Source organism: Nostoc sp. PA-18-2419 (assembly GCF_005869855.1).
Classification (GTDB): Bacteria; Cyanobacteriota; Cyanobacteriia; order Cyanobacteriales; family Nostocaceae; genus Nostoc.
Genome location: NZ_SZNH01000034.1, coordinates 42,776 through 65,801, shown reverse-complemented (window position 1 = coordinate 65,801; position 23,026 = coordinate 42,776). Strand labels below are relative to the sequence as shown.

Here is a 23,026-nt window from a genome sequence, read left to right as displayed (position 1 = left end):
GCGGATCGCTGATCCTCAAGAGCGGCGGCGAGTGCTGCTCAATCTCACCGAGGAGGGAAAGCTGCAACTCAAGCAATCCCAAGATCAAACTCGCGCTCATATTACTGACCTGCTCCAAGGTCTGACAGAAGAGCAAATTTCCAATATTGAAGAAGGCTTAACTCTACTAAAAAATGTCTTCGAGCAAACAGAACTCAAATCGCCATAACTCTGAGGTTGCACAGCACGATCCTTTTGCCGCCCTGAGATTTCGAGATTATCGGTTATTTACCATTGGACGCGTGCTGCTGTTCGTGGGATCGGAAATGCAAAATGTAGCCATTGGCTGGGAACTCTATGAGCGTACTAGCTCGGCTTTGGTTTTAGGTGGTGTGGGGCTAGCGCAAGTCTTACCGATGATTGCTTTGACGTTGATTGCTGGAGATGTGGCCGATCGCCGCGATCGCAAACTCACCATGTTACTCTCGGTAATATTGCTCGCTCTGTGTTCCCTGGCTTTAGCAGTACTTTCTTATACTCATGGTGCAGTTTTTTTAATTTACGCCTGTTTGGTATTCACAGGTATCGCTAGGGCATTCCTCAAACCTGCTGGTGACGCACTAATGTGGCAGTTAATACCTGTGAGTGCTTTTACCAATGCAGCCACTTGGAATAGTAGTAGTTTTCAGCTAGCCGCAGTCATTGGCCCCGCCTTGGGAGGATTCGGGATTGCGCTGTTCAAAAGTGCCACGGGAGTATATGTAGTAGCAGGGGTCGCGGCGTTGCTGTGTTTTGTGTTAACACTGGCGATTACAGAGAAAAAAGGCATCCGCGCCAGCGAGCCAATATCGCTCAAAGCCCTTGCTGGCGGTGCCGAATTTGTCTGGCAAAATCAGTTAATTTTAGCTGCAATTACATTGGATATGTTTGCTGTGTTGTTGGGTGGTGCGATCGCCTTACTACCCATCTTTGCCAAAGATATTTTACATGTCGGTCCGGTGGAGTTGGGATACCTCCAGGGAGCTAATTCCATCGGTGCTTTGACTATGGCGATTACCCTGGCGTATCTACCACCATTACGCAAAGCAGGCCCGGCTTTATTGTGGTCAGTGGGTGGCTTTGGGGTTGTAACAATTATCTTTGGGCTTTCTCGTTCCTTTTGGCTATCTATGTTGATGCTGACGCTCAGTGGCGCACTAGATAGTATTAGTGTTGTGATTCGCCATACATTAGTTCAAATCAGAACGCCGGATCATTTGCGTGGTCGAGTTGCTGCGATCAATAACGTGTTTATTAGTGCTTCCAATGAGTTGGGAGGCTTTGAATCAGGCTTGACTGCTGCCTTGTTTGGCCCGGTGATTTCTGTTGTCGGTGGGGGAGTTGGCACAATTTTAGTTGTGATTGCTACAGCGATGATTTGGCCGGGAATTCGTAAATTAGGTGCTTTACAGGAGTATAAGTAGGTAGGAAAATTTCTTGTTGAGTAAGGCAGGGGGCAGGAGGGAAGAGGATTTTAGCCTAGTTCATTTTTCTTCACATAGTTTGGTTTGATTGTGCGGACTTACTTAAATAAGCAGGAGGTGCTAGTGGTAGCAGCAGTTTATGCAATGCCAATTAGAGACTGGCTCATAACCAGATTCATCAAGCTGTCTAGTAAGCGATCGCGTGATAAACAAGTAAGTTCTTTCCCATATAAAATTTCTTGGACAATCACATAAGACACCAGCGAACCGAAAAAAATGTGAGCCATTGCTTCCGGGTCAGAAATTCTCAATTCCGGATGAGATGCAAAATACTGACTGAGTATTTGCCGACCGCGCTGCACAACGGTTTGATTATAAAGTTTGGCTAGTTCTGGAAAATTTTGTGACTCGGTAATAATCAAACGCAACAATGCCAAATAATCGGGATTATCAGCGACTTTGGTTAAATAGATTTCAGCAACTTGGCGCAATAAAATCCCAGGTTCACCGTGCAATTTTTCTGTGGAAAAAAGGCTTTGAAAACAAGCGAGTGTTAACCGTTCGATCAACGCTTTAAACAGCCCTTCTTTATCTTGAAAGTAACTGTAGATTGTTTGTTTCGATACCCCAGCTTCCGCGCTGACACGATCCATACTCGTTCTAGCATAACCCTCCTGCAAAAATACCCGTATCGCTCCTTGCAAGATTTGCTCCTGTTTTTGAGTGGTAGCAGGTAAAGTATTTTCTAGATGGGAAGTAGGGATTTTAGCCATGAAAAGTAAATATTTTTGCGTATATCTTGCTTTATCATACTAGACAGTCTAGTATGATGACAAAAATATTTGTCATCCAGGGCGCTAGTATGACTCACACTGTCCCAACATCCCCGGAAAATTTTAAAGATACCCCAGTATCAAAGCCACAGCAGCGAAAGAAACTGATTCCTTTAGTAATCGGAGGGTTGCTAGTGGTGGGTGGTATTGGTTACGCTGTGTGGCACAGTCAACCGCAAGCTTCAGTGAATATAGTTAAAGTGAGCGGTCGGATTGAGGGTTACGAAACCGACATTGGAGTAAAGCGTTCTGGAAGAATTGAGTCAATTGCTGTGCGGGAAGGGGCAGCAGTCAAGAAGGGACAAGAGTTAATTAAGTTAGACAACACAGACGACCAATTGCTACAAGAACAACTGCGTGGTGGTCAAGCCAGAGTCACATCTGCGATGTATGATGAACAGCAGGCAATTTCTGATGTGGAACGAGTCACCAGAGAAATTCAAGAAATTAACAGCCAAATCAACGAAGCCCAACTGAATTTACAGCAATCCCAAGGGGATACCAAAGGCAGAATCGATCAGGCGCTATCAAATGTAGCAGCAGCCAGAGCCACATTAGTGCAAGCACAAGCCCAAGTTAAGCAGGCAACAGCAGAAGTTAATTTGGCAAAAATCAACCGCGATCGCTATGCTCAATTAGTCAAAGAAGGGGCAGTCAATCAACAACAATTCGACCAAGCACAAACTACTCTTGATACGGCAATTGCCACCCAAGAAGCGCGAGTTGCAGCAGTTAATGCCGAACGTCAACAGTTAAGTGCTGTCTCAGGGGCGTTAACTCAAGCCAAAACCACAGGTTTTAATCCTAATATTCGCAACGCCCAGTTAACAGCATTAATCAGAAAGCAGCAACAAAGTTATGCTCAACTGAAATCTGCTCAGGCAAAGGTTAAATCTGCTAATGCCAAAGTCAAAGATGCCCAAGCATCAAAGCAGCAAATCGTCACTCAAATTGCAGACTCCAAAAAAGATTTAAATGTAGTTAGTCCCTTAGACGGAGTAGTGACTACTCGTAGTGTCGAACCGGGTGCAGTAGTTGGTAGTCAAACTAATATTTTGAGTATTGTTGACCCCAAAACAGTTTATTTTAGAGGTTTTATTCCCGAAGGTGATATTGGTAAAGTGCGCCTGGGACAAACAACACAAGTCTTCATTGATTCTGCACCAGATAAACCACTACAAGGTAAAGTAATTGCCATAGATCCCCAAGCTTCATTCACACCAGAGAATATTTATTTTCAAAAAGATAGAGTCAGACAAGTAGTAGGAATTCGGATTAAAATTCAAAATCCTGACGGTTGCTTTAATCCGGAAAATCCCTATACTGGCTCAGACTTTCCCTGCGCCAAAATGGGAATGCCAGCAGATGCCGAAATCAGTTTGAAGGCAAGGGAGGCAAGGGAAGCAGAGGGGCAGAGGGGCAGGGGAGATAGGAGATAAAAACTAACAACTGACTCAGCATTTTCGAGTTATCTAATTACAGGAAGATCCCATAAACTTACACCCCTATACCCATTTTCAAGCTAGGAGACTAAAGGGAATGAAACAGCAAATTACTACTGTCTCTGTAAACTTACCGCAATCATCTAGTCTGCCAAATACAGCAATTCAAGTTCAGGGTTTGCACAAGCACTATGGAAAGTTAGCTGCGGTGCGAGGAATTGATTTCACTGTCAACAAAGGTGAAATGTTTGGCTTAATTGGCCCCGATGGTGCGGGGAAAACTAGCACCTTTCATATTTTGGGTGGTGTGATGGAAGCAACGGCAGGGGAAGTGCAAATATTTAATCAACCTGCACGAAATGCCCGATTAATGACTGGTTATCTTACTCAACAGTTTTCGCTGTATCTAGATTTGAGTATTGATGAAAATTTGCGTTATGCAGCAGGGTTGCGGCAAGTAGCAGCTGATTTGTTGCAAAAACGCCGCAATAAATATTTAAAATTAATGAATCTAGAGCGATTTGGCGATCGCTTAGCCGGACAACTTTCTGGGGGAATGAAACAAAAGCTGGCGCTGTGTTGTGCTTTGGTTTCGCAACCAGAAGTATTGTTATTAGATGAACCTACCACAGGTGTAGACCCCGTTTCCCGGCGGGAATTCTGGGATGTGCTAGCCCAATTGTCAGCCGAGGGAATGACAATTGTCGTCGCCACACCATACTTAGACGAAGCCGAACGCTGTCACCGCGTAGCTTTAATGTACAGTGGGCAAATTCATGAAATTGGCACACCTGCGGATTTACGGGCTAACTTAGGCTTGCATCGCTTAGAAGTGCGAACAGCAAACCTAGAAGCCACAGAAGAAATACTTTCCCAGACTGCACAAACAAATATAGTAGATGTGCAAACTTTTGGCGATCGCTTGGATGTCTTGGTTAAAGATATCAATTCCGGTGAAACCGAAGTCCGGGAATTACTGCAACAACATCACTTACCTTCTCCTAGTATTGAACGTGGCGAACCCACATTAGAAAACGTCTTTGTAACACGTCTGCGACAACAAGGTTCAGCACCGCAATTTTTTCCATTTCCTCGTTTTCGTCAGAGGGGAGTAAGGGAGCAGGGGAGCAGGGGGGCAGGGGGAATATTTAATACTCAGGACTCAGCACTAGCGATATATGCTCACAACCTTAGTCGTATTTTTGGTAAGTTTCAAGCTGTCAAAGATGTCAACGTTGAGGTGCGCTACGGCGAAATCTTTGGGTTGTTAGGTGCTAACGGTGCTGGGAAAACTACAACAATCAAAATGCTGTGCGGGTTGTTAGAAGCTAGCGGCGGCGAAATTTCTTTGGGTGGTGAAACTGGAAATTTGCGTAGCGCAGACTTACGGCGACGCATAGGTTACATGAGTCAAAAATTCACCCTCTATGACGATTTAACTATCTTACAAAATCTAGAATTTTATAGCGGAGTTTACGGCGTACCCCGCAAACTCCGGCGAGAAAAAATTGCTTGGGTAATTGCTACCTGTGGTTTAGAAGGGCAAGAAAATATGATTACTGGTCAATTACCGGGAGGTTGGAAGCAACGAGTAGCTTTCGGTGCTTCTGTAATGCACGAACCAGATATTTTATTTTTGGACGAACCAACATCAGGGGTAGATCCTTTAGCGCGTCGCCAATTTTGGAAGCTAATTAATGACTTTGCCCGTAACGGTACAGCTATTTTAGTGACAACACACTATTTAGAAGAAGCTGAACAGTGCAACCGCATGAGTTTTATGGTTGCAGGGGAAACCGTCGCCGAGGGTTCACCCAGTTCTATCAAAGCCTCGCAACCAGGACAATTAATAGAAATCATCGTTAATCAAAACCAAGCTGCTTCCAAGTTACTCAAAGAACACTTTGAATCGTGGCGCGTCTCGATTTTTGCTGACAGTTTACACATTGTTCTCGACAATCCCGAACCAGAAATAAATCAATTAACTCAACTGTTAAAAGCTAATCAAATTACTATCAACTCTCTGCGTCGGATTCCTTTTTCTTTAGAAGATGCCTTTATTGGCATAGTACAGCGATCGCAAAATTAAAAGACGTACAAAAAAAGCTTCCATATCCCCAATTCCTAATCCCCTGTCCCGAATATGAGAATTATTGCCCAATGTGTGAAAGAAATAGCCCAATTTCGTCGCGATAGCCTGACATTAGCGTTAGCATTTTTATTGCCATTTATCACTTTAATAATTTTTGGCTTTGCTATTAGGTTAGAGAGTAAAGATATACCTTTAATTGTCCAAGACTTTAACCATACAAATCTCAGCAGCAGCTACATTGAAAGATTGTATGCTACTAATCAATTTGTGCCTAAACAATGGTCTGGTGGTAATCCGACACGCGATGCCATCGATAAGGGAATTGCTAAAGCCGCAGTGATTATTCCACCTACATTTAGCCGCGATATTCAAGCGGGTAGAAGTACAACCTTGCAAGTATTAATTGATGCAACCGATGTGAATAATGCGCGAGTAATTAGAAATAGTATTCAAAGAGTAACAAACTTTTTTCTGCAAGAGCATGGATTGATACCCGCTACTAGTAGTATTACAGCACGAATGCGTTTATGGTTTAATCCTGGGAGATTAGAATCACTGTATATCGTGCCAGGAACATATGGAGTTGTCTTGTGGATTTTTCCTTCATTACTGTCAGCGATCGCAATGGTAAAAGAAAAAGAAAAAGGTACTATTTTACAAGTTTATGCTTCTAGTATTAGTGCCACTGAATTATTACTTGGTAAAGGATTAGCATATTTATTAATTGCTATTGCTGAGGCATTATTAGTTATAAGTTTAGGCTCAATTATTTTCCAAGTTGGTATAGTTGGCAACCCGATAACATTACTACTGGGCACTTTATTATTCCTCACAGATAGCGTTCTCTTTGGTTTACTTTTAGGAGTTCGTAGTAGTAACCAAAATGCAGCAGTGCAAGGTGTTTCTCTCGTAGGTTTTATTACATCCATATTACTATCAGGTTTTATTTATCCTCTCAACAATATTCCTTTCCCTCTATCATTATTACCCAATATAATTCCAGCCCGTTATTATATTGATATTAGCCGTGATGCCTTTGTGCGTGGTACAGGATTTACAGGAGTTTGGTTTGATTTACTCATGCTTGTAGTCTTGGGATTAGTATTTTTCAACGTATCGCGCCGAGTTTTAAGTCGAATGCAATTGTCTAGTTAAAATAATTCGTAATCCTCGCCAAAGGCGAGAAGTAAGCTACGTAATGATGCTCGTTCATCGCTAACATAATTAGTTATTTTTTACTGAATAATCTACATTTATGAAACTGATTCAGCGATTATTTAATAGTCCATTTTGGGCATTAGTACGGAAAGAAATTAATCAAATTCTCCGAAATAAGCAATTGATTGTTTTGCTAGTTGTTCCACCAACAGTACAACTATTACTTTACGGATTTATCCTCAATCCTGACGTTCATAACTTACGATTAGGTGTCATCGACTATGCTAACGTCAGCAGCAGCCGCGAGTTAGTTTCAGCCATGACATCAAATCGAATTTTTACTTTAGAATCTGTACCAGACAGCGAACAACAATTAAGTCGTCAAGTCGAAGAAGGTAAGTTAGATGTGGGAGTGATAATTCCCCCCGATTTTCCTCGTCAACTTGCACAAAAATCAGCAGAGATTCAAGTATTTATCGATGCTGTAAATGCAAATACAGCGGGGATTGCAGCAAATTATATGAATCAAATTATTCAACAATATAATCTGCAATTAATCCAAGCTCAAGCTAGTCCTTTAATCTCAACGGAAGTTGTATTTCTTTATAATCCCGGACTGACAAGTAGTTGGTTTTTTGTACCGGGAGTTATGGGTTTAGTTTTAACATTAATTGGCACGTTAGTATCAGCCATTACTGTTGTTCGAGAAAAAGATACAGGAACTTTAGAACAATTATTAATGACTCCTGCTGCTAACTGGCAAATACTGCTGTCGAAAATTGTACCTTTGGCATTTTTATTAATGGGAGATGTTTTACTAGCTATCACTTTAGCAACAGTAGTATTTCATGTACCATTTCGAGGTAGTTTTCTCCTATTTTTTGGCTTATCTAGTATGTATTTGTTTGTTGGAATTAGCTTAGGTATTATGTTAGCAACTGTGAGTAGTTCTCAACAACAGGTAGTGCTGACAGCTTTCTTTATTAATTTACCAATGGTACAAACATCTGGGGCGATCGCACCAATTGAAGCCATGCCTCCCTTATTCCAAGTCCTATCCCTACTCAATCCCCTCCGTCATTATATTGCGATCGTTCGAGGTATTTTGCTCAAAGGCGTTGGCTTAGATGTATTGTGGATGAATGTTTTGGCATTAGTCGCTTTTGCTGTTGTATTATTAACTATTAGTATTAATAAGTTTCGCAGTCAGTTAAGCTAAATTTTTATAAAGGTATTTTACTAATAAAATAAAACTATTAATTAGTAACAAAATCGCTCGTAATTGTGATTTTTAAGAGCTTGTGAGGCTAAAACCATGACTCATGCTTGCTGTGGCCCTGGCTACGCTTCTCCAGAAGCAGCCGTTGAGGCTGAAAGAGAAAAGGTACTTTATGCGATCGCCCTCTATACTGGTACTGGTATCGAAGAACCAGATTATCTTGCCACTGTAGACGTTGACCCCAATTCGCCAACTTATTCCCAAGTGATTCATCGTCTAGCTATGCCTTACATTGGCGATGAGTTACATCACTTTGGTTGGAATGCTTGTAGTTCTTGTCATGGGGATGCTAGTAAATCCCGCAGATTTAACGTCATACCTGGGCAACGTTCTAGCCGCATCTATATTGTTGATACAGCAGATACCAAAGCGCCAAAACTCCATAAAGTCATTGAACCACAAGAAATTCAAGCAAAAACTAATTTAACTGCTCCCCACACAGTACACTGCCTAGCAGATGGTCATGTGATGATTTCCATGTTGGGCGACAGTCAGGGAAACGGTCCTGGTGGCTTTTTGTTATTGGATGAAAATTTTGATATTGCTGGACGTTGGGAGAGACAAGCTGATGCGATGCGGTTTAACTATGACTTTTGGTATCAGCCGCGTCATAACGTCATGGTAAGTAGTGAATGGGCTGCACCCAAAACTTATTATCCGGGTTTTGACCTCAACGATGTAGCAGCTAACAACTATGGTCACCACATACATTTTTGGAATTGGTCAACACGGGAAATTATCCAAAGTTTTGATTTAGGGGAAGATGGATTAATTCCCTTAGAACTGCGTTTTCACCATAACCCCGACAGCACTCATGGGTTTGTCGCCGCAGCACTCAGCAGTAATGTTTGGCATTGGCACAAACCTAATGGTGACTGGAAAATTGAGAAAGTGATTGATATACCGTCAGTAGAAGTAGAAGGCTGGCCGATACCAGTGCCATCATTGATTACTGATATTCTGATTTCAATGTGCGATCGCTATATTTACTTTTCCAACTGGTTGCATGGAGATATCCGCCAATATGATATCAGTGACCCAGCCCATCCTCAACTCACCAGTCAAGTTTGGTGCGGTGGTTTGTTAGGTAACAGTGGTGAAGTTCAAGGTCATAAATTGGCTGGCGGCCCGCAAATGCTACAGCTGAGTTTGGATGGTAAACGGCTTTATGTGACAAATTCCTTATTTAGCACTTGGGATAATCAGTTTTATCCTGATTTATCTAAAACCGGCTCATATTTATTACAGATTGACTGCGACACTGAAAATGGTGGACTAAAAATCAACGAAGACTTCTACGTTGACTTTGGTAAAGAACCAGCAGGCCCTTCTCGCGCCCACGAGATGCGCTATCCTGGTGGTGATTGCACTTCAGATATTTGGATTTAATTTAACGTCAGGGATTTCCAAAAAATAAATTACTACTATTTGTGGGGTGGACATCTTGTCCACCCTTGACTTGGGGCGGTCGAGACGCCACCCCACAAGAAATGATTGAATATTTTTTTATTTGTCAGTCCCTATACAAACTTTTCCGTATCTAGACTCTGTTTAGAAAACAATATAGAAAATTTCCGTATAATTCACCCTGATATCTCAGATTTTTCCGAATATCATCCTGTTGTTAGATACAGACTTTTTATAGATATCAACTTATGGAAAAACGCCACAAGAAGTTTATCGAACAGGTTCGGGATGTAATTTGCCTAAGAAATTATTCGTACAAGACTGAGAAAATCTCTATTTCAAAACCTAGTTATCAAGCCGTTCGTAGTCTGGTTGATTTATAAAATCTCTCTCATCAGTGGGCAATTGTTGTTCGCTACCGCTACTCGACTGAATCGATAAAGCCATTACCAAAAGAATAGACCTGATAAAGCTCGATTTATAAATATAGCTGTATAGACGGGCAATAACGCTTTTAACTCTTTTTTTTTGGATTATGATATACAAACCCCGTCAACAAAAGCTGTTGAGATGGATGGCATTGTTCCTAGTGGGAACATTTCTGCAATTTTGGTTCTACGTCCCGACACCAGTTTTATCTCAATCGAATAACTGTAGCAGTATTACAGCCCCCCTCACATCTGAAGAACAAACTTATGCTCGTGCTGCTTGGCAGTATTTTGTGAAAAATTATCAGCCAGCAACCGGATTTACCAATTCTACTGGGGGTTATCCTTCCGGTACGCTCTGGGATATGGGTAACTACCTGATGGCGTTGAATGCTGCACGATCGCTAAATCTCACTGACCAAACAGACTTTGATGCACGCCTCAACAAGTTTTTAACGACTTTTAGCAGCCTGAAGTTATTTGAGGATGCTTTGCCCAATAAAGTCTATAACGCAGCCACCGCCCAGATGGTTGATTATGGCAACAATCCCACTGAACGGGGTATTGGTTGGTCTGCTTTAGATATTGKTCGAATCCTAGCTGCATTTGATGTCATCCGCAGCTGTCATCCACAATATAATGATTGGCTCAAAGGAATTGTAGCCAAGTGGCAAGTTGGGCGATCGCTCAAAGATGAACAACTTTTTGGCGCTACTGTTCTCCCTGACAGCAAAACATTACTCGTGCAAGAAGGACGACTCGGCTACGAAGAATATGGTGCCAGAGGTTATCAACTTTGGGGTTTTGCTGCACCAAAAGCTATTGCTTTAGAACCGTTTAAGCTAGTCGAAATTAATGGTGTGCAAATTCCCGTTGATACCCGTGATTTTAAAAGCACCAACGCTAATAATTATGTTGTTAGCGAGTCTTATATCCTTGATGGGATCGAATTTGGCTTGCAAGGTGAGTTAGCTGATTTTGCTGCGAGAGTTTTAGATGTGCAAAAACGGCGTTACGATAGCACAGGTCAATTAACTGCGGTCACAGAAGACAATATCGACCAAGCACCTTATTTTCTCTACAATACCGTCTACGCCAACGGTGTAAACTGGGCAACAATTACAGATACTAACCAGCCTTATCCCCAGTTTCGCAGCATCAGCACCAAAGCAGCTTTTGGCTGGCGCTATCTTTTTCCAGATAATGCCTATGCTCAAAAAGTTTTTGATGTTGTCAAGGATCTCCGCAGTCCTGATGATAGTGGTTACTATGCTGGTCTTTATGAAGAATCCAAACAACCCAATAAAGCTTTGACAGGTAATACTAATGGGCTAATTTTGGAGATTTTATACTACAAAGCTAGGGGAAATCGCCCCTTAATTGCCTCTAGTTCTGTGAGTGTAGCTACTACTAAGCCCAGTGAGAACGTAACACCCTCAAATCAAGCAAATCCTGTTACAGTTCCTACCCCAACCCCTGCGGATACTTCTAAAATTACAGAAGTGGTTGTTGCACCGATTCCACCAGTAGATAGTCCGCAACCATCGTCTAACCTCAAGTTAGAACGACCGCTTAGCGTTGTTGAACGGCGCTATGCAGAGGCAGCTTGGGGATACTTTCAAGCAAATTATCATTCTAAAAGTGGACTGATTGACGATCGCAGCGATTTCAAGGGTGCAACTCTCTGGGGCTTGGGAGATTATCTGGCAGCACTCCACGCAGCGCGATCGCTCGATATAATTACCCCCAAAGAATTTGAAGGGCGCACCCGTCATCTTTTAGCAGCCTTGACAAAATTACCTTTATTTGCTGAGGAATTGCCGAGTCGGGGTTACGATACCAGAACGCTGCAATCAATAGATTACGGTGGAAATCCAGTCCCAAATGGAAATGGCTGGTCAGCTTTAGATTTAGGCAGAATACTGGCAGCGCTTTACAACTTAAAAACCTGTCATCCAGAATACACGGCTGCGGTAGATAAAATTGTGCTGGATTGGTCATACTTACGTGTGGTGCGCGAAGGTATTCTTTCTAGTGCTACTGTCAGTAAATCGCCAGATGGGCAATATATTACTCGCGTTAACCCTGAAACCCGCTTGGGTTATGAAGAATATGCGGCGCGTGCTTTTCAACTATGGGGGTTTAATGTTGAGCATTCTGCTGTTGGCGGTGAATATCAAACAGCCTCAGTAGAGGGAATACAAGTACCAATCCAACGCCGTCGCACAGATGCTAACTCTCAAAACCAATACACAGTTAGCAATCCTTTCTTACTTTATGCTTTGGAATTTGGACTAGATCCACAAATGCGATCGCTCTTTGAGCCAATTTTCCAAGTGCAAGCCGAACGTTACCGTCGCACCGGCATCCTCACAGCCTCAGCTACAACCTTAATTGATCGCCAGCCTTACACTGTCCATAGCACAATTACTGGCAAAGGTGAATCCTGGCCAGCTTTAGGAGATAACGGTCAACCTCTACCAAAGGGGCGATTGGTAAGTACAGCAGTAGCTTTTGCTTATCATGCTTTGCTGCCAGAGAACAAGTATAGTCAAGAGTTACTCCAAGGAACGACTGACTTATATAATCCATTGGCTGGATTTTATGAAGGCTTTTATGAAACCACAGGTAAAACAGCGGTTGGTTTCACTAGCAGCACCAATAGTATGATTTTGCAATCCTTACTATACACAGTGATGAATCAACAACCCCTAATTCGTCCGACTACCACTATGAAGTCTCCTTGGTGGGTAGCAGTTAGTAAGGGAAATTCTGGGCGAGGTTTACCCAACACTGCAATCCAACGAACCGAGTTAATTTCTGATGGTTCTGGAAGTTACTGGGTTTCAAGTAGCAAAAAGGCTTGAGTGCGTAAGTCGTGTATTTGTCACTCCCTAAATTGAAAGGGAAATTACTGTAATTACAAAGGCGTATTTGTTAATAACCAGTTGTATTTGGGAATACTTGTACATGAGTCAATGCAGTCAGTAGTTTGTACAAGCAACAGACATCATGATTCAAAATCCATCCAAAAGATATTTCCAGAGGCTGGTGTATATTCACAGGCAAATCCGTTGGCTGTTTATCCCCTGCGGAGTTGGCAAAGAAGACATAAATGGCAACAAGAGGCATCAAAAGCATGATTTTGCAATCATTTTTGTACGCGATGACAAATCAGCAATCCCCGCTTTGCCCTAGTACTGTGACATGGCGATGCTCTCCTACACCATCTGTGCTGATTGCTGCGCCTGATAACTTTAACCTTGATATCCAAACACCAGAACCTATTGCTCCCAAAACACCACTGCTGCTAAAACCAAAACCAACAGCTAACCCAGAAAAACCTGTTATTCCTTCGCTAAAAATCTCACCACCACGATTGGCCGAAGAAGCGGATCGAATTGCGGCTCAACAAGCTTGGAAGTATTTCGATCGCAATTGGAATGCCCAAACGGGTTTAGTTAATTCAGTAGATAATTTGCCCTGGACAACTTGGTGGGATCAGGGTAGCGCCTTATTAGGAATTCATGCAGCTTACCAGTTAGGCTTATTGCCGCAAGACATGTTTCAACAGCGGATGAACGCCTTACTACGGACATTGGAAAAACTGCCGCTACCTGCAACTAATTTACCCAACAAAGCTTATAGCACTCACACTGCCGAAATGCGCCATCTCGATAACACTCCCGACCCCGAAGGTACAAGTGGTTGGTCGGCTCTAGATATGGCGCGATTTTTGATTGGATTGCATGTTATGCGATCGCATTATCCAGAGTATCGCGATTCGCCTAAGGGCGACAGCTTCGCTTCACGGATTAATCGCATCGTCGCTCGTTGGCAGATATCGAAACTTGTCAAAGATGGTTGGTTAAATGGTGCTATTCCCCAAGCAGACAAACTTCTCGAAGTGCAGGAAGGGCGATTCGGCTACGAGCAATATGCTGCTCACTGTTTAAAGTTGTGGAATCTTCAGGCTACTAATGCTTTGAATAATTCACCAACAAAAGCGGTTCAAGTTGATGGGATTACGCTGCAAATCGATGAGCGGAATTTCAAAAACTCTGGAGCTAGTAACTACCTGACAAACGATCCTTATTTACTGTGGGGTTTAGAAATAGGTTGGAATGATGCTATTAAGCCTCAAGTACAAAATCTTTTTCAAGTGCAATTACAAAGGTTTAAACGTACTGGAATTTTAACTGCTGTCAATGAAGATTCTTTAGATCGTCTCCCTTACTTTTTGTATTACAGCGTCTACTCCAATGGTCAAGCTTGGCAAGCCGTTAACACAACAGGAAAAGCCTATCCTCAATTACGGTTTCTCAGTACAAAAGCAGCATTTTCTTGGTTTGCACTCATGCCTAATGAGCCTTATGCAAAAAAGCTACGAGATTTTGTTCAAAATTTAGCAGATAAAAATCGCGGCTATTTTTCAGGACGATATGAAAATTCCCAACTTGGTGTTAATGCTTCTGTTGACGTAAATACAAATGCAATTATTTTAGAAAGTCTGCTTTACAAAGCTAGAGGTAGACATCCACTAGCCGATTAATTTAATTTTTTAGATTGATATGAATTGAAACCATGATTGTGAAAAACAAAATTTGAAGCAGACTAAAATCAAACTCCTCAATCTCAAATAGTACTAATATGACTTCAGTTTCTATTATTGATAATGCACCAAACTTTTCTGGAAACAGCCGCTCGTTACTTAAAAAAAGAACGCTGTTATTTCGCTATTTGGCAGAAATCAATTTAATTTTTGGTATCTGGTATTTGCAATGGCGTATCACCCATTCGATTAATTTTGATGCGCTTTGGATCTCTATTCCTTTGCTAATAGCTGAAATTTATAGCTATTTCGGTGGTGTGATGTTTGTAATTGGGTTGTGGCGGCCTTTAGTTCGACAAATTAAATCCCTCGACCAGATGACACCACCGATACCAAGATCCGACTGGCCAACAGTGGATGTGTTTGTAACGTGTTACAACGAGCCACCGGAAATTGTAGAAGAAACTGCCAAAGCTGCTCTAGCAATGGATTACCCGCCAACAAAGTTACGTGTTTATGTACTGGATGATGGTAACTCGCCTCAGATGCGAGCAATGACAGAAAGATTGTGTATTGAGGATTTGCTCTCACCACAACTACAGCAGGAAGCAGAACGAATTGATGCAGAACACTTTTGGTTGTTAGAGCGCTTGAAGCAACTAGAAAATCTTGCACCTAACACTCAAGCCGCTGAAGAATGGCTGCAAGCTTCATCACAATCACAAGAAAACCAGTTTACTAGCGGATTTATGCAAAGTCTGCGAGAGTTTATTCTTTGGTTACCTCCACAACATCAAAGTATAAGCGAACGCCTGACTACCGAACGCAAAGCCTTAGAAGAAGCTATTCGTAAGAAAGAAATAGAACTAGTTGAACTCGCTCGTTTTCGCTACATTGCTCGTCCTAAACCAGCTGGTATACCGCATCACGCTAAAGCAGGTAACCTCAATTATGCAATTTTTTCTGGAGAAACTTCCGGACAGTTTATTCTCACCCTAGATGCTGACCATATTCCCAAACCACAATTTATTAAACGAGTTCTGCCTTATTTCTATACTTATAATCTTTTCACAGGGAAATATGACCAGAATCAAATTGCTTTTGTCCAGACCCGCCAGGATTTTTACAACATTCCTGCGGGCGATCCTTTTGGACATCGAGCAAATTTATTTTATGGGCCGCTTCAACAGGGTAAAGATGGCATGAATGCTGCTTTTTACACAGGTACAAATGCCCTTTTGAGGCGGGAAGCACTAATTAGTGTTGGACTGCAATATTTTGCTGATGAGTTTGCTAAAGACGAAAAACGTTTAAATGAATTTCAATTAATTGGTGGCGTATCGAGCAATAGTATTACAGAAGATATGAATACAGCGATGCGTCTGCATGGTGCGGGATGGAAATCTATTTATCATCATGAATTACTGGCAGAAGGTTTAGCACCAGATGACCTAAGTTCTACTCTTAAACAACGGCTACGCTGGGCACAAGGAACAATTCAAGTACTATTGAGAGAAAATCCGTTAACAAAGTCAGGGCTAAGTTTTTGGCAAAGGTTGCATTATTTTAAAACGATGTATAGCTATTTTTCTGGTTTTGCAACTTTGATTTTTATCTCTTGTCCAATTATCTATTTTTTCACGGATATTATTCCAGTTAAAACCTACGGACCTGACTTTGCTTTACACTTTTTTCCAGCTTTTATTATTAACCGCATGACTTTTATTGCAGCCAGCTGGGGCATTCCAGCAAGAGAGGTTTGGCGTTCCGAACAATACGCGATCGCTTTATTTCCTTTATTAATTAAAGCCGTCTGGAGTGTATTCACAGGACAAAAACTTAATTTCCAAGTCACACCTAAACAACGGCAATCAGGCATTTATCTGTCGCTAGTTTGGCCACAAATCGTCGTTTTTATCTTGACCATCTTGGGAATATTATGGAGCCTTTATCGGTTCGCAATCGGCCATCTTAATTATCCTGAAGTCCACCTACTCAATGGTGCATGGGCTATTTATAACTTATTACTTTTGTCGGCTATTATCCGCGCATCTGTTTGGCAACCTCCGAAAGAGGCGTAAGAGCTATGAGGGGGATTAGGAAAATAGGGAGGCAGGGGAAGAAATGACAAATGACCAATGACTAATGACAAACTCGAAAACAGCCATGAATACTCATTTAGACTGTAACAACTTTAGTCAGCAAACTGTGTTAACAATTTATGCTCATGCTGATGATGAAGTTTTACCTGCTGCTGGTACTCTCAGTTTGATGTCGAAGGCAGGGTGGAATGTTCGTTGCTTAATTTTGACTGATGGTAGCCTTTCTAGTTCATCTGTTAAGGGTACACGTCATCAAGAAGCAGATGCAGCTGGTAAAATCATCGGTGCCAATTATGAATTTCACGCACTTGAAGAGTGCAATTTCTCAACACAAGCAGTAATTAAAGTTACTGAAGAAGCTATTGAGCGTTGGCAGCCGGATTTGATTATTACTCACGCACCACAACCTGAAAAATATGGACATAGAGATCATGAAGTGTGTGCGATCGCAGTTTCTAATGTTGCTACCCGTAAAAACATACCTTTATGGTATTCAGCACCACCTGTTTTTTTACGTGGCTTTGAACCGAACTTTTTTGTAGATATTACCTCTGTTATTCAAGAAAAAGTCGCTGCTATTGGTTGTTATGAATCCGAAGCAAACAAAGCATTTATGCAACTCGATGCAATCCTGATTTTATCTCGATTTTGGGCACGAGAATTAGGTCAAAAAGATGGGTATTTTGAAGCTTTTGAAATTTCTCGACAATGGGTTGATGCTAGCTTCTTTACTGCAATGGCAAATAGTAACAATAGACGAGTCAAAGAGAATTTTTCAAGCTAATCAATGAGAAATTTTAATATAGTTATTTTTCATTGACCGTTAGAGAAAGGATAGTCCTCATTAATCAGACAGCATTACATAATATAAATAAAATTCTTATTTTATCTCTTGCGGTTTATATTAAGTAAATGCCAAAATATTAATGTATAATTTTGAGTAAATTCTTGGAGCTTTTATTCATGAATATGAGTGTGACAGTACTAGAATTATCTGGAATTTTAGATGGTATTAGAGGGAATGAATTGCGTCGTGAAGTTAGCACAATTGTAGAAAATGGAGCTGATATTTTGTTGTTGGATTTAAAAGAAGTAAAGTTTATTGATAGTTCGGGTTTAGGTGCTTTAGTATCAGCAATGCAAATGGTGCGAAAAGCCAATGGTAAACTTTTTGTTTGTTCTATCAGCGATCAAGTCAGAATGTTATTTGAACTGACTAAAATGGATAGAATTTTTCAAACCTTTGCTGACCAAGAGGAATTTAATCGCCAAGTACTAGCAAGACAAAATTGAAATACGTACATTTGAGTAAATTAACCAAAGTTAACTTTTACCAAAGATAAATCATCATCAAGATTATTTTGAGCATTTAATGTGAGAATATTTGCTAATAGTCGATTTAGATTATAGGTATCTTCTTGACTACATTTGATTAATAAGTCAATGAAAGCATCAATTCCTAAAATATTCCCATTTGGCTGATTAATTTCATAAGCCCCATCACTAAAAATATATAAAGAGCTATTTTCTTGGACTTCAAAAACAGCATCCTCAAATTCGACATCAGGTAAAAAGCCAATCGGTAAATCTAAAGAAGTTAGCTGTTGAACTTGGGTATTTGTTGTTGAGGTACTAGATAACAGTAAAGCAGGTGGATGTCCGGCGTTGGCATAAATGAGTTGACGTTTGAGGCGGTGATAAACTCCATACCAAATTGTGAAGTATTTATCACCGTGCTTCCTCATTTGGAAGGCGTGATTGAGCGCTTTTAGGACTTCACTGGGTTGACAAAAGTTAGTGTTTGGCAGAGATTGCGATCGCAAAACATTCAGCACCGACACAGATAAGAGTGCTGAACCTACTCCATGTCCTGATACATCTAGTAAATAAATTGCCAAGCTATCGTCATCGATCCAATTATGACCAAAGCAATCACCGCCTAGCTGTGCAGAAGGAATAAACAAATTTTCACTAGTTACTGTTCCTACAAGCGGTGAGGGTAGAAGCGATCGCACGTAATCAGCTGCCTCAGTCAATTCTGCTTCTAAAATCTGCTTTTGGGTTTGCAAATCTTGATTGAGAGTCTCCAAAGCTTGCTTTTTACTTTGTAAATCTTGATTGAGTTGATGTAGCCTTAATCCTGCTCTGACTCTTGCTTTCAATTCATTCATCTCTATTGGTTTAGAGATAAACTCGTCTGCTCCAGCATCAAGTCCTCTAACTCTATCTTCTTCCTCTCCTCTAGCGGCTCCCCTAGCTGTTAATAAAATAAAAAACGTAGTTGCCAACTCTACATCTGCCCTAATTCGCCGACACACTTCTAGCCCATCTACCTCGGACATCATCCAATCACAGATAATCAGAGCAGGACGTAACAGTTGTGCTTGTATAATTCCTTCTTCACCGTTACTGGCTACAGTAATATCATAACCCTGTTTTTTGAGTGTACTTTTGAGTACTGCTCGGACTGTAGGATCGTCATCAATAACTAAAATTTTAAACATAATCAATACTTTTATAATTACAATAAGAAATCAGTATTTGCTCTTATTTAACTTATATTAAATTTAGTTTGTAATGTATAGTAAAAATACTCAAATTAAATAAACTGATTAGCGAATATGATGATGTTAAAATATTTTATTATTTAAGAAGTGAATAAGAAAATTTCTCTAAAAGTCAATACAGACCTGACAGCTTCGCCTGAAGTTTTGTCTTGGTTCGAGCAGATAAATCAACCAAGTTTTCCCAATAAACAAATTTGGTGGCAATGTCAAACGCTTTTGATAGAAGGCTTTACTAATATTGTTGAACACGCCCACAAAAATTTGCCCATTGAAACTCCCATTGAGATAGAAGCCGTGCGTTTAAATGAGTATATAGAAATTCGTATTTGGTCTCAAGGTAAATATTTTAATTTAGAGGAGCAATTGGGCCAAACATCAGAATTTGAGGAGAATGACCAAGAGCGTGGACGTGGATTACAAATCATGTCTGCCATTGCTGACAAATTGAGCTATGAACCGACAGTAGATAATCGTTACTGCTTATTTATTGGTAAATATTACTAATATTGGATACAACCAAATTACAGATTTGACAAACTTTTTTAATAATTTCCTACTTTTGATGTTTGAGTTCTTAAAAAATCTTTCAATAAAGCAGATAGTTATTAATTTAAAATAGATGTTCAGACTGTAGCTTCATCTCTTGATTAAAAAATCTTGGATGTGCTTAACAAACTCTTCCAACTCTGAGATGATATTATTAGTACCTCGACGTTCTTGATTGCGAGCTAGTTGTTCTAATTTTTCTGCTGCTAGATGCATAGTTGTAATTCCCATGTTGGCGCTAGCACCTTTAATTTGATGGGCTTCTCGCGCTAATTGCTTAAAGTTATGAGTTGCGATCGCCATTTTAATTATCTCTAAACGCACTTGAATATCTTCAACAAATATTTGCAGTAACTCAATTTCAAATTCTGGGTTATTTTCTGAAAGTTGATGCAAGCGTTCCCAATCAATTGATAGCTCGACTAAAGTTAGATCTGTTTCTTTTCCATTCAAAATTATAGTTGCCCAATGCTCTAGAACTACCACCAAATCTTCCTTTAAAACTGGCTTACTTAAATAGTCATCCATACCTGCATCTAAACACATTTGTTTGTCTTCTTTCATTGCATTAGCTGTCATTGCAATTACTACAGGACGACGACCACTTGCAAAGCGGCTTTCTTGCCAACGATGAATTTCTTTTGTAGCTTCTAAACCATCAAGAATTGGCATTTGGCAATCCATCAAAATTAAATCATAAGGAATTTTTTCTAATATCTCCAAAGCTTCTTGCCCATTATTTGCAATATCAGCACTATAGCCCAAATTTTTAAGTTGTTTTAAAGCAATTTTTTGATTAACTAAATTATCTTCTGTTAAAAGGATTCTTAATTTAGAAGAATCAAGAGCAGAAATATTGCAGTTATTCTCGTAGTTTTTCACTTCTGACTCCTGAATTCTCAATTCTGAATTCTTAACGCCAGTTGCTCCACTTGGGTAGCCACTGTGTGCGATAGAGTTGTCTGTTGCATTCGTAGAGAGACTTCCTCCGTAGACGCCTGAAGGATGGCAAGACAGAGGTATGAGAACTTCTCCTATGGGAGGGTCAACAGCGGGTTCCCCACGTTGTAGAAAGTGGCGTGAAAGCCCAAGATTGTACTGGCTGCTCTTAAGTCCTACCTCTTCTGGAATCACAGAAGCGGTAATTGTGAAATAAAATGTACTGCCTGTATTCAGCTGACTTTCAACCCAAATTCTGCCACCCATTAACTCGCACAGTTGCTTGCAGATGGCAAGACCTAAACCAGTACCGCCATATTCTCGAGTGATAGACGAGTTAACTTGACTGAAAGCTTTAAATAAACGTTCTAGGCGATCGCGTGGAATTCCAATACCTTTATCTTTAATACTAAACTGAATTTCGTAAGTATTTACAGCGAAATAATTATTATCGGTTTGTTTGCGGGCTGTAACTGAAACTTCTATGTTTCCATTATTAGTAAATTTGATAGCATTACTGAGTAAATTAATTAAGACTTGGCGCAGTCTAGTAATATCTCCCACAATCGTAGTAGGAAGTTTATGATTATCTATAAATGTAATTTTTAATCCTTTTTCTTTAGCTTTAGGCGCAAGTAAATCAAGAGCCTGATTAATACAATTTCGCAAAATAAAAGGTTGTTCTTCTAGTTCTAGATTGCCTGATTGAACTTTGGAAAAGTCAAGAAAATCGTTAATAATTTTAAGTAAGAAATTTCCACTTGTGTAAATAGTTTCAACAAAGTCTCGCTGCTCAAGAGTCAATTCACTATCTAGCAACAAGTTTGCCATACCAGTTACTGATGTTATTGGAGTCCGAACTTCATGGCTAATCATTGCTAAGAATTGCTGTTTAGCAAGTTCTGCTTGTTTTCGTTCAGTCATGTCTCGTAAAATATAAACATAACCTTGAAAATGTTCAATTTCTGTCTTAATAATTGAGCATGAAAAATTTATATTAATAGTTTTATCACTTTTAGTATGACAAACTGTTTCTATGTCTTTTACTAAATAATTTATCTCTAATTTTCTGGATATATCAATACTTTGAATATTATGTTGATTGACTTCTTTGATAACTTTAGCTATAGGTTGACCGATAAGTTCTGTTTCATCATATTCCAACAAGACTTGTGCAGCTGGATTAACTTTTTTGATATTTCCTGACAGCGTTGTTACTAACAAAGCATCTGGAATTGATGTCACAATTTGGTCAATGTATTGTTTAGAAGCCTTTAAGTTACGTAACAAAAGATTTGCTTCATTTGCACCTTGAAATAAAGATTGCTCAAGCACCATCTGTTGTGTTACATTTTGTACAAGAATAATAAATGAATTACTATAATTGTCTTCTTGGATATTTTTAGTAATACAAATATCAATGTATAAAGGAGAAGTACTATCTGGCGATCGGCTAATTCCCTTTAATTCAAAACTACTTTGTTCTCCCTGTTGAATCGCATCAAAAATATCTTCAAGTCCCTCTAATTCTGGAAATACAATCCGAACATCACCATCTCGCCTTACTTGCTCAGGAATATCAGCAAAACGATTTAGTCCCAGAGACATCTCTAGAATCCGAAAGTTTTTATTAATAATCAAATATTCAATCCCCGATACAGACAATATATTTGTCAATAATAAGTTCATTTTCCTAAATTAAACGATTAGCTAAAGTTTGAAATATCTCATTAACATTATTGCCAGTTTTAGCTGAGGTTATATAAGTATCTAATATATTGTTTTGATTACTGAAGTGATACATTTTGCGGATATTTTCTAAATATTCTGCTGCAATCATATCTGATTTATTCAGTGCAACAATAATATAACTTTGAGGATTAACAGTTAAAAAAGTTTGAATATGCTCTTGGAGATGGTTGAGGGTTTCTGGTTGTGTCACATCACCAACTATTACAGCAGCTTTAGAACCTTGAAAATAATTTTGAGCAACTGCTTTAAATTTATTACTACCTTCAATATCCCAAATTATAAGTTGTAAGTTTTGTTCGCTATATATACCTTTATTAGAAAAAGTAACTAATTTTTTAGAAATTTTTACTCCTACAGTTGAGAGATATTTATCACTAAATTGAGATTCAACAAATTGCCGAATTAGACTAGTTTTGCCAACCCCAAAATCACCAAATAAACAGATTTTTTTAGAGATTGTAGACATATATAAATTGTATTTATCTGA

17 protein-coding genes and 1 pseudogene are annotated in these 23,026 nt (G+C 40.0%); 13 read left to right on the top strand and 5 right to left on the bottom strand.

The window, feature by feature from the left end:
- Positions 1-208, top strand: a pseudogene (locus tag FCR06_RS25910) (MarR family transcriptional regulator); the annotation flags it as partial.
- Entirely contained in the window at positions 174-1,442 is a 1,269-nt protein-coding gene (locus tag FCR06_RS25905) for an MFS transporter (RefSeq protein WP_138504870.1), read from the top strand. The pseudogene FCR06_RS25910 and the gene FCR06_RS25905, both read left to right, overlap by 35 nt.
- A gap of 137 nt (positions 1,443-1,579) precedes the next feature.
- Here the strand turns inward: FCR06_RS25905 and FCR06_RS25900 are convergent, their stop codons facing one another.
- Positions 1,580-2,215, bottom strand: a complete 636-nt coding sequence (locus tag FCR06_RS25900) for a TetR/AcrR family transcriptional regulator (protein WP_138504868.1) — start codon at positions 2,213-2,215, stop codon at positions 1,580-1,582.
- An 89-nt stretch (positions 2,216-2,304) separates the two neighbouring features.
- Between FCR06_RS25900 and FCR06_RS25895 the strand changes: the two genes are divergently transcribed.
- From FCR06_RS25895 to FCR06_RS25870, 6 genes are all read left to right on the top strand, one after another.
- Entirely contained in the window at positions 2,305-3,714 is a 1,410-nt protein-coding gene (locus tag FCR06_RS25895; RefSeq protein WP_138504865.1) for an HlyD family secretion protein, read from the top strand.
- A gap of 100 nt (positions 3,715-3,814) precedes the next feature.
- Positions 3,815-5,806, top strand: coding sequence for an ATP-binding cassette domain-containing protein (locus tag FCR06_RS25890; RefSeq protein ID WP_138504863.1), 1,992 nt, complete (start codon positions 3,815-3,817; stop codon positions 5,804-5,806).
- 54 nt (positions 5,807-5,860) lie between these two features.
- Complete coding sequence (locus FCR06_RS25885) at positions 5,861-6,964, top strand: ABC transporter permease (RefSeq protein WP_138504861.1); 1,104 nt, start codon at positions 5,861-5,863, stop codon at positions 6,962-6,964.
- A gap of 100 nt (positions 6,965-7,064) precedes the next feature.
- Positions 7,065-8,186, top strand: coding sequence for an ABC transporter permease (locus FCR06_RS25880; RefSeq protein WP_138504859.1), 1,122 nt, complete (start codon positions 7,065-7,067; stop codon positions 8,184-8,186).
- 96 nt (positions 8,187-8,282) lie between these two features.
- Positions 8,283-9,635: a selenium-binding family protein gene (locus FCR06_RS25875; protein WP_138504857.1), complete on the top strand. Its 1,353-nt coding sequence runs from the start codon at positions 8,283-8,285 to the stop codon at positions 9,633-9,635.
- A 553-nt stretch (positions 9,636-10,188) separates the two neighbouring features.
- Positions 10,189-12,948 carry a DUF3131 domain-containing protein gene (locus FCR06_RS25870; protein ID WP_138504855.1) on the top strand — a complete coding sequence of 920 codons (2,760 nt, stop codon included), beginning with the start codon at positions 10,189-10,191 and terminating at the stop codon, positions 12,946-12,948.
- A gap of 70 nt (positions 12,949-13,018) precedes the next feature.
- Here the strand turns inward: FCR06_RS25870 and FCR06_RS33010 are convergent, their stop codons facing one another.
- The gene (locus FCR06_RS33010; RefSeq protein WP_189523582.1) at positions 13,019-13,222 is read right to left on the bottom strand and encodes a hypothetical protein; all 204 of its coding nucleotides are present in this window, start codon (positions 13,220-13,222) and stop codon (positions 13,019-13,021) included.
- Here FCR06_RS33010 and FCR06_RS25865 point away from each other — a divergent pair.
- The 4 genes from FCR06_RS25865 (at position 13,221) to FCR06_RS25850 (ending at position 18,028) form a co-directional block, all read left to right on the top strand.
- Entirely contained in the window at positions 13,221-14,633 is a 1,413-nt protein-coding gene (locus FCR06_RS25865) for a DUF3131 domain-containing protein (RefSeq protein WP_223280294.1), read from the top strand. The two genes, FCR06_RS33010 and FCR06_RS25865, sit on opposite strands and share 2 nt — an antisense overlap.
- 98 nt (positions 14,634-14,731) lie before the next feature.
- Positions 14,732-16,714, top strand: coding sequence for a glycosyltransferase (locus FCR06_RS25860; protein ID WP_138504851.1), 1,983 nt, complete (start codon positions 14,732-14,734; stop codon positions 16,712-16,714).
- A gap of 64 nt (positions 16,715-16,778) precedes the next feature.
- Positions 16,779-17,519 (top strand): PIG-L deacetylase family protein, encoded by a 741-nt coding sequence (locus FCR06_RS25855; protein ID WP_223280293.1) that lies wholly within the window; start codon positions 16,779-16,781, stop codon positions 17,517-17,519.
- A gap of 179 nt (positions 17,520-17,698) precedes the next feature.
- Entirely contained in the window at positions 17,699-18,028 is a 330-nt protein-coding gene (locus FCR06_RS25850) for an STAS domain-containing protein (RefSeq protein WP_138504849.1), read from the top strand.
- Positions 18,029-18,048: 20 nt separating this feature from the next.
- Here the strand turns inward: FCR06_RS25850 and FCR06_RS25845 are convergent, their stop codons facing one another.
- On the bottom strand, positions 18,049-19,239 hold the full coding sequence (locus FCR06_RS25845; protein WP_138504847.1) for a PP2C family protein-serine/threonine phosphatase: 1,191 nt from the start codon (positions 19,237-19,239) through the stop codon (positions 18,049-18,051).
- Between the two features lie 150 nt (positions 19,240-19,389).
- On the opposite strand from FCR06_RS25845, the gene FCR06_RS25840 reads away from it, so the two are divergent.
- Positions 19,390-19,806, top strand: coding sequence for an ATP-binding protein (locus FCR06_RS25840; RefSeq protein WP_138504845.1), 417 nt, complete (start codon positions 19,390-19,392; stop codon positions 19,804-19,806).
- A gap of 132 nt (positions 19,807-19,938) precedes the next feature.
- Here FCR06_RS25840 and FCR06_RS34655 read toward each other — a convergent pair whose 3' ends face one another.
- Positions 19,939-22,476: a PAS domain-containing hybrid sensor histidine kinase/response regulator gene (locus FCR06_RS34655; RefSeq protein ID WP_317616845.1), complete on the bottom strand. Its 2,538-nt coding sequence runs from the start codon at positions 22,474-22,476 to the stop codon at positions 19,939-19,941.
- 4 nt (positions 22,477-22,480) lie between these two features.
- Positions 22,481-23,005 carry a Rab family GTPase gene (locus FCR06_RS25830; protein ID WP_138504843.1) on the bottom strand — a complete coding sequence of 175 codons (525 nt, stop codon included), beginning with the start codon at positions 23,003-23,005 and terminating at the stop codon, positions 22,481-22,483.
- Positions 23,006-23,026 lie beyond the last annotated feature (21 nt).

Bases quoted from the DNA above. Each gene is read 5' to 3' on its own strand.
- FCR06_RS25855 (WP_223280293.1), top strand. From the start codon at position 16,779: ATGACAAACTCGAAAACAGCCATGAATACTCATTTAGACTGTAACAAC.
- FCR06_RS25830 (WP_138504843.1), bottom strand. From the start codon at position 23,005: ATGTCTACAATCTCTAAAAAAATCTGTTTATTTGGTGATTTTGGGGTT.
- FCR06_RS25880 (WP_138504859.1), top strand. From the start codon at position 7,065: ATGAAACTGATTCAGCGATTATTTAATAGTCCATTTTGGGCATTAGTA.
- FCR06_RS25860 (WP_138504851.1), top strand. From the start codon at position 14,732: ATGACTTCAGTTTCTATTATTGATAATGCACCAAACTTTTCTGGAAAC.
- FCR06_RS33010 (WP_189523582.1), bottom strand. From the start codon at position 13,222: ATGCTTTTGATGCCTCTTGTTGCCATTTATGTCTTCTTTGCCAACTCC.
- FCR06_RS25865 (WP_223280294.1), top strand. From the start codon at position 13,221: ATGATTTTGCAATCATTTTTGTACGCGATGACAAATCAGCAATCCCCG.
- FCR06_RS25850 (WP_138504849.1), top strand. From the start codon at position 17,699: ATGAATATGAGTGTGACAGTACTAGAATTATCTGGAATTTTAGATGGT.
- FCR06_RS25905 (WP_138504870.1), top strand. From the start codon at position 174: ATGTCTTCGAGCAAACAGAACTCAAATCGCCATAACTCTGAGGTTGCA.
- FCR06_RS34655 (WP_317616845.1), bottom strand. From the start codon at position 22,476: ATGAACTTATTATTGACAAATATATTGTCTGTATCGGGGATTGAATAT.
- FCR06_RS25895 (WP_138504865.1), top strand. From the start codon at position 2,305: ATGACTCACACTGTCCCAACATCCCCGGAAAATTTTAAAGATACCCCA.
- FCR06_RS25900 (WP_138504868.1), bottom strand. From the start codon at position 2,215: ATGGCTAAAATCCCTACTTCCCATCTAGAAAATACTTTACCTGCTACC.
- FCR06_RS25885 (WP_138504861.1), top strand. From the start codon at position 5,861: ATGAGAATTATTGCCCAATGTGTGAAAGAAATAGCCCAATTTCGTCGC.
- FCR06_RS25845 (WP_138504847.1), bottom strand. From the start codon at position 19,239: ATGTTTAAAATTTTAGTTATTGATGACGATCCTACAGTCCGAGCAGTA.
- FCR06_RS25875 (WP_138504857.1), top strand. From the start codon at position 8,283: ATGACTCATGCTTGCTGTGGCCCTGGCTACGCTTCTCCAGAAGCAGCC.
- FCR06_RS25890 (WP_138504863.1), top strand. From the start codon at position 3,815: ATGAAACAGCAAATTACTACTGTCTCTGTAAACTTACCGCAATCATCT.